Origin of the sequence: Nocardiopsis sp. NPDC006832 (assembly GCF_040635885.1) — a bacterium.
GTDB lineage: Bacteria > Actinomycetota > Actinomycetes > Streptosporangiales > Streptosporangiaceae > Nocardiopsis.
This window is the reverse complement of record NZ_JBEYLC010000062.1, coordinates 25,266-32,549: the sequence shown is the minus strand read 5'-3', so window position 1 is coordinate 32,549 and position 7,284 is coordinate 25,266. Positions and strand designations below refer to the sequence as shown.

At 66.4% G+C, this 7,284-nt stretch carries 7 protein-coding genes; 6 read left to right on the top strand and 1 reads right to left on the bottom strand.

Annotated elements, in window-relative coordinates; genetic code table 11:
• The 6 genes from ABZ717_RS23530 to ABZ717_RS23505 all read left to right on the top strand — a co-directional run.
• A partial coding sequence (locus ABZ717_RS23530; RefSeq protein ID WP_358514052.1) for a vitamin B12-dependent ribonucleotide reductase occupies window positions 1-3,624 on the top strand: 3,624 nt, incomplete at its 5' end.
• Between the two features lie 218 nt (window positions 3,625-3,842).
• A complete protein-coding gene (locus ABZ717_RS23525) occupies window positions 3,843-4,169 on the top strand; it encodes a hypothetical protein (protein ID WP_358514050.1) in 327 nt (108 codons plus the stop codon).
• A 197-nt stretch (window positions 4,170-4,366) separates the two neighbouring features.
• Entirely contained in the window at window positions 4,367-4,585 is a 219-nt protein-coding gene (locus ABZ717_RS23520; RefSeq protein ID WP_358514048.1) for a hypothetical protein, read from the top strand.
• Between the two features lie 199 nt (window positions 4,586-4,784).
• A complete protein-coding gene (locus ABZ717_RS23515) occupies window positions 4,785-4,907 on the top strand; it encodes a hypothetical protein (RefSeq protein ID WP_358514046.1) in 123 nt (40 codons plus the stop codon).
• 21 nt (window positions 4,908-4,928) lie between these two features.
• On the top strand, window positions 4,929-5,102 hold the full coding sequence (locus ABZ717_RS23510) for a helix-turn-helix domain-containing protein (RefSeq protein WP_358514044.1): 174 nt from the start codon (window positions 4,929-4,931) through the stop codon (window positions 5,100-5,102).
• A 361-nt stretch (window positions 5,103-5,463) separates the two neighbouring features.
• Window positions 5,464-6,630 carry a transposase gene (locus ABZ717_RS23505; RefSeq protein WP_358514042.1) on the top strand — a complete coding sequence of 389 codons (1,167 nt, stop codon included), beginning with the start codon at window positions 5,464-5,466 and terminating at the stop codon, window positions 6,628-6,630.
• A 109-nt stretch (window positions 6,631-6,739) separates the two neighbouring features.
• Here the strand turns inward: ABZ717_RS23505 and ABZ717_RS23500 are convergent, their stop codons facing one another.
• The gene (locus tag ABZ717_RS23500; RefSeq protein WP_358514040.1) at window positions 6,740-7,045 is read right to left on the bottom strand and encodes a hypothetical protein; all 306 of its coding nucleotides are present in this window, start codon (window positions 7,043-7,045) and stop codon (window positions 6,740-6,742) included.
• Between the last annotated feature and the right edge of the window lie 239 nt (window positions 7,046-7,284).

The window sequence follows — 7,284 nt, the reverse complement described above, 5'->3', positions numbered from 1 at the left end:
CACGAGCTCAAGCACGCCCTCGCCAACCAGTACTTCAGCTTCAACTCCCCGGTGTGGTTCAACGTCGGGACCACCTCCTCCCAGCAGGTCTCAGCGTGTTTCATCTTGTCGGTCGACGACACGATGGAGTCGATCCTCGACTGGTACAAGGAGGAGGGGATCATCTTCAAGGGCGGCTCCGGCGCGGGTGTGAACCTGTCCCGCATCCGCTCCAGCAAGGAGCTCCTCTCCTCCGGTGGCACCGCCTCCGGACCGGTCTCCTTCATGCGCGGTGCCGACGCCTCGGCCGGAACCATCAAATCCGGCGGCGCGACCCGTCGGGCCGCCAAGATGGTCGTGCTGGACGTCGACCACCCCGACATCGAGGAGTTCGTCGAGACCAAGGCGCGCGAGGAGCACAAGATCCGTGCCCTGCGCGACGCCGGGTTCGACGTGGACCTGGGCGGCGACGACATGTTCAGCGTCCAGTACCAGAACGCCAACAACTCGGTGCGGGTCTCCGACGCCTTCATGCGCGCCGTGGAGTCCGGTTCCGAGTTCGGGCTGACCTCCCGCACCACCGGCGAGGTCGTCGCCACGGTCGACGCCAAGGACCTGTTCCACCGCATGGCCCGCGCGGCCTGGGAGTGCGCCGACCCCGGCATCCAGTACGACGGCACCATCCAGGACTGGCACACCAACCCCGAGACCGGACGGATCAGCGCGAGCAACCCGTGTTTCCCCGCTGATCAGAAGGTGCTGACCGACCGAGGACACGTCCCCATCGGCGACCTTGTCCGGAGGGCGGCACAGGGTGAGACCTTCGCCGTCTACACGAACGACGTCACGGCGGAGGCGAATCCTCGGGACGCGGTGGTAGCCATCGTCCCCACGCAGTACATGGTCACTGGCACCAACGAGGTCCTCGAACTCCGGTTCTCGGATGGTTCCGTCTTGCGTTGCACCCCGGGGCACCGGGTGTGGACGCGTAATCGCGGCTGGGCGCACGCCGAGGAATTGACGGAGCAGGACCGGATTGTTCGTTCCTTCCAGTACGCTCCTCGGTCGAATCCGATCCAGGAGATCCCGGAAGACGCCCTCGAAGCGGCTCGGAAGGCCGCGAGCCGAACCGGTGTTCGGGAGCTGAACCTGCCGACCAAGTGGGACGAGGACCCGGACCTGGCTCACTACCTGGGGTGGTTGGTCGGCGACGGTTCGATCGATGACGCCAAAGTCGTCACCATCTACGGGACGGCTGAGGAACAAACCGAAATCCTGCCTCGACACCAGGCCCTGATCGAACGTCTCACAGGGCATCGGAGTAAGCCGAGTGCCCAACCCAACGGTACGCAACAGCTCAGGGTCACTCGGAGGGCGATGGTCGCGTTCGTCCGAGCTCTCGGAATGGGTGCGCACGCCGCCGACAAGACAGTGCCGCCCGTGATGTTCGAGGTCTCCGAAGAGACCGTGTTGGGTTTCCTCCAAGGGTTGTTCGACGCGGACGGATGCGCCGTGGATCAGAAGGTGAACGGCACTCGCTACGTCGGTCTGGGCAGCCGCTCCGAAAGGTTGCTCCAGGACGTACAGGAGCTTTTGGCGCCGTTCGAAATCGCGAGCCGTGTCTACCAGGTCTCCCAGGCGAAGAGGGATACGTTCACCTACACGCGCAAGGATGGCACGACCGTCACCTATGGTAGCGAGGGGCCGTTCTACGACCTGCGCATCTCTTCCGCTTCCATGCGGGACTACGCCGCCCTGATCGGTTTTTCTCTGGATAGCAAGACCGCGAAGCTCGGCAGCGCACTCGACCATCGCCGGACCTACAACACGCAGACGACGATCCGCCTGGTCTCACGCGAGTCCCGAGGGTTCGAGACGACCTACAACCTCACCGAGCCGCGTAACCACTCCTATATCGTCGGTGGCACTGTCGTGGCCAACTGTTCCGAGTATTTGTCCCTGGACGACTCCTCATGCAACCTCGCGTCGATCAACCTGCTGAAGTTCCTGCGCGAGGACGACTCCTTCGACGTGGAGGGCTTCACCGGGCTCACCGAACTGGTCATCACGGCGATGGACATCTCCATCACCTTCGCCGACTTCCCCACGGAGAAGATCGGTGAGACCACCCGCGCCTACCGTCAGCTGGGCATCGGCTACGCCAACCTGGGCGCGCTGCTCATGGCGACCGGGCACGCCTACGACTCCGACGGTGGTCGCGCGGTGGCCGCGGCGATCACCTCGCTGATGACCGGCGCGGCCTACCGCCGTAGCGCCGAGATGGCCGGTGTGGTGGGCGCCTACGACGGCTACAAGCGCAACGAGCAGGCCCACAAGCGGGTCATGCGCAAGCACGCCGCCGCCAATGACGACCTGCGCACCGTGGGCGCCCTCGAAGAGCCCATCCACACCGCGGCGACCGCCCAGTGGGCCGAGTGCCTCAAGCTCGGCGAGCGCAACGGCTGGCGCAACGCCCAGGCCTCGTTGCTCGCGCCCACCGGAACCATCAGTTTCATGATGGATTGTGACACCACGGGCATCGAGCCGGACTTCTCGCTGGTCAAGTACAAGAAGCTGGTCGGCGGCGGTTCCATGCGGATCGTCAACCAGGCGATCCCGAGGGCGCTGAGGAACCTGGGCTACCAGGCGGAGCAGAGCGAGGCGATCGTCGAGTTCGTCGCCGAGAACGGCCACGTCGTGGACGCGCCCTCGCTGCGCCCCGAGCACTACGAGGTGTTCGACTGCGCCATGGGTCACCGCTACATCGAGCCCATGGGCCACGTGCGCATGATGGCCTCGGTGCAGCCGTTCCTGTCCGGTGCCATCTCCAAGACGGTGAACGTGCCCGAGGGGGCCACGGTCGCCGACTTCGAGCACATCTACTACGAGGGTTGGCGGTCGGGCCTCAAGGCTCTCGCGGTGTACCGCGACAACTGTAAGGTCGGCCAGCCGCTGTCCACCGGCAAGAGCGAGGAGAAGACCGCGCCGGAGAAGGCCGAGGTGACCGAGACGCCCCGACCGGTGCGCCGTCGCCTGCCCAAGAAGCGGCCCAGCGAGACCACCTCGTTCTCCGTGGGTGGCGCCGAGGGCTACATCACCGCCGGCTCCTACCCGGACGACGGACTCGGTGAGGTCTTCCTCAAGCTCGGCAAGCAGGGTTCGACCCTGGCCGGGGTGATGGACGCCTTCTCCATCGCGATCTCCATCGCCCTGCAGTACGGGGTCCCGTTGGAGACCTACGTGGAGAAGTTCACCAACATGCGCTTCGACCCGGCCGGCATGACCGACGACCCGGACATCCGTATGGCGCAGTCGGTGGTGGACTACATCTTCCGCCGCCTGGCCCTGGATCACCTGCCCTACGAGGAGCGGGCCGCCCTGGGCGTGCTGTCGGCCTCCGAGCGCGAGGCGCAGCTGAACGGGGAGGACCCGACGCAGGTCGCCACCCAGGTGGAGTCCTACGCCCAGTCCGCCGCGCCGTCCAACCTGGCCGAGGAGCGATCCGAGACCCCGGCGGCCCCGCGTCCGGTAGGGGAGGGGTTCATGGCCGACGCCCCGCTGTGCATCACCTGTGGGACGAAGATGCGCCCCTCGGGCAGCTGCTACGCCTGTGAGGGCTGCGGTGCCACCAGCGGCTGCAGCTGATCCAACGCGCATGGAGGGGGAGACGGTCCGACCGTCTCCCCCTTTCGCGTTCGTGGAAGAACAGACGTCGGTGGTGTGGTCTCCCGTTCACCGGGCAGGAACTTACCACCGGCGGTAGCATCGCTCGTATGGGAGTCGAACTGATGGAAACTGGACGCGATACTCCGGAGGATGAGCCTCGGAGGCTTGTTTCGCAGGCATTGGACACTGTGAGAGCAGTGCGGAAACTCTCGCCGTCGGAACGCGCCGCCCTCGTCGCGGCGGTTCATGGGCTCGGCAAGTCGGCGCCCGAACTCTCCGATGACACCGCCGAGCCGAGTGAGCGCGCACGCAAGATCAGCGTCTCCATGCCGGAGAACCTCAGCACGGCGGTCCGGCGACGGGTGGGTCGGGGAGAGTTCAGTCGATATGTCTCCGAAGCGGTCGCGAGTCGCCTGGAAGCCGATCTCCTGGCGGAGCTGATCGAACTACTCGAAGAGGAGCACGGCGAGGTACCGGAAGACCTGGTGACGGAGGCGGAGGCGGCGTGGCCGGACGCCGAGTGACGGGAAACGGAACGCTGGTCCTCCACAGCGAAGGGTTGTCCAAGATCGCCATGGGCGACAAGAGGGCCCGCGGTCACTTGGAGGTGGCACAACGTAGGGGCGCACGTGTGGTCACCAGCGCCATTACCCTCACGGAGGTCCTGCGGGGAGGCCCACGGGATGCGTCTGTGCACCAGGTCCTCTCAAGGATCGAGGTGATGCCGGTCTCCCCCGAGGTGGGGAGGGAGTCGGGAGAACTCCTCGGCGCAACGGGCCTGACCGGCCACCGCTGCGCGATCGACTCGGTCGTGGCGGTCACGGCGTTGCGGCAACCACGTCCGGTGGTGCTGCTGACCAGTGATCCGCAGGACCTGGAGACACTGGTCGAGGAGCCCGAACGCCCTCGCGGCGAGCGGGTGGTGGTCGTTCGCGTCTGACCGTGGGGCGGGCGGGCCGGTCCATACCTATGGTTGTCGGTGCGGGACCCGGGGTAACCCTTCGGCACGCACCGCAGCGGAAGGTGGTCCCCCCATGTTGATTTTCCACCGAGCCCTCCACATGCTCTGGCACCCCCGCACCGCTACCGCGTACCGGGGGCTGTGCCGAGGAAGGGCTGAAGGAGATCGTGTGTGAGGGATGTCGGGCACCCGCAAGTCTCGCCTACCGGCCCGGTGGACGCACGGCTGCTTCGTGGCCACTGTCGGAGTGCCCTGTTGGGAGCTCATCGAGCGTGACCTGGGGGACCAGGAGAACCGCTGAGCGGGAAGGGGGTGTTCCACGGTGTTGTCGGGCCGTCGTTATCGGCTTGCGCTGACCGATGAGCAGACTGCGATGTGTACCGAGTTCGGTGACCTGTGTCGGGCGGTGTGGAACACCGCTTTGGACCAGCGCCGCCAGTACGTGGACCGCCACACCCGCGGCCGACAAGGTGGGTTCTGCGGCTACCACCTGTAAGCCGGACAGCTCGCCGAGGCCAAGGCCGAAGAGCCCTGGCTCAAGGCCGCCCCCTCGCATGTGCTCCAGCGGACGTTGAAGGACCTGGACCGGGCCTGCGCCGAGAAGGGCACCTTCAAGGTGCGGTGGCGGGCCAAGTACCGGTGAAGGCCCTCGTTCCGCTTTCCCGCCGGGAACCTCATCGTCGTGGAGAAGCTGAACCGCAAGTGGTCACCTGATTTTTGGGTGTGGAAGCCCGGTCCTTCAGGGCCGGGAGGAAACACCCCGCACACCCTTCCCGGCCATCGAAGACCGGAAAAAGGCGGAGAAGTTCTCTGATCCGGCCCCATGGCCGGGCCGGGGGTGGTTAGCGTATTGGACCATGAAGCTGGTGGTGCGGGTCAAGCTGCTGCCTTCGCCAGAACAGGCGCAGGTGCTTGAGACGACCCTGCACGCCTGTAACACGGCGGCCGACCACGCCTCCCGCATCGCTCAGGCCACCGGAGCGACGAACAAGTACGCCCTGCAAAGGGCCGTCTACCACGAGCTGAAAACCAGGTTCGGTCTATCGGCGCAGCCCACGGTGCGGGTCCTGGGCAAGGTCGCGGACGCCTACACCACCCGGCAGGTGAACCTGAAAGCCGGGAACCTGGGCCGGAAGGGTTCCGCGAGGCGGACACGGATCGAGTCCACCCCGATCTGTTTCCGCACTAATGCGGCCCAACCCTTCGATGATCGGTGTCTGTCCTGGCAGATGGACGCGCGCACCGTCTCGATCTGGACCGTGGGCGGGCGGATGAAGAACCTGGGTTTTGTCACCTCCCCCGAACAGCTCAAACTCCTGGCCGAGTATCGCCAGGGTGAGAGCGATCTGCTCCGCCAGGACGGGCAGTGGTATCTGTCCGCTACCTGTGAGGTGCCCGAACGGGTGGAGAACCCGGATCCTGCCGGGTTCGTGGGGGTGGATCTGGGGATCGTGGAGATCGCCACCACCTCCACCGGGGACCGCTCCGCCGGACGCCACCTGAACCGATACCGGCGCCGGCAGAACCGTCTCCGCGCCAAACTCCAGGCCAAGAACACCAAGAGCGCCAAACGCGTCTTGAAGCGCCTGCGCCGCCGGGAGGCACGCCGGGCGCGGGATATGAACCATCGGATTTCCAAACGCATCGTGGAGCGGGCCGAACGCACCGATCACGGCATCGTCCTTGAAGACCTTCGGGGCATCCGTGGCCGGGTACGGCAGGCCAAACAACAACGCGCCGCGTTGCATTCATGGAGTTTCGCCCAACTGCGGAACTTCATCGCCTATAAGGCCCGCAGGATGGGGGTGCCGGTCCTGATCGTGGATCCGGCCTACACCTCCCAGACCTGCTCGGAGTGCGACCACACCAGCAGACGCAACCGGCCCTCACGGAACCGGTTCGTGTGCCGTCAGTGCGGTGTGGTGCTGCACGCCGATGTGAACGCTGCACGCAACCTCGCCCACCGAGGCCAGGTGGCGTGGGCTGCGGGGCGCCGGTCAACCGCCCCCACACCCTCCACATAGGAGGTGTGTCGGACGCGGGAGGTCGGATCCATCCACCAGGTGGGCGCCTACCCGCAAGCCCGTGGCTTCAGCCATGGGTAGTTGACGGAGAGTAGGTCGCCGTCGATCGTCAGCCCTCGGCGCGGTCGTTCGCCGCCACCGCGACGGCGGCGGTCGCCGCGGTCACGCTCAGCACGGCCGGCCAGGCACCGATCTTCTTGGCCAGCGGGTGGGAGAGGCCGAAGGCCCCCACGTACACTCCGGTGAGCGCGACGGCGGTGCCCGGTCCGGAGCGGCGGCGCCAGGTCTCGAAGGCCGCGGCGCCGAACACGGCCAGGACGGCTCCGCCGAGGGGGCGGTTGCCGGTGGCGCGGGCCACCGAGTAACCACCGATCAGTCCGGCGGTGGTCAGGGCGGCGCTGGGCACTGCGGTCATCGTGGTCCTCTTTCGTAGGGTGGTCCGTTACTCCCCGACGTTAGCCCTCGCCCGGAGGTGGCCGTTCGGCGGCACGCCCGTAATGACCAGGTGGAGGGCTCATCACGCTCTGGCCACGGGCACTGTGTTTCGGTTGTGGGTCGTGGCACCCTTGTGTTCTGTCCACTATCCCTTCCCTGTGCGCGAAACCCGCTCCCAACTGGAACCAAGGCGGCGTACGCCGCGTCGAAGGCGTTAGT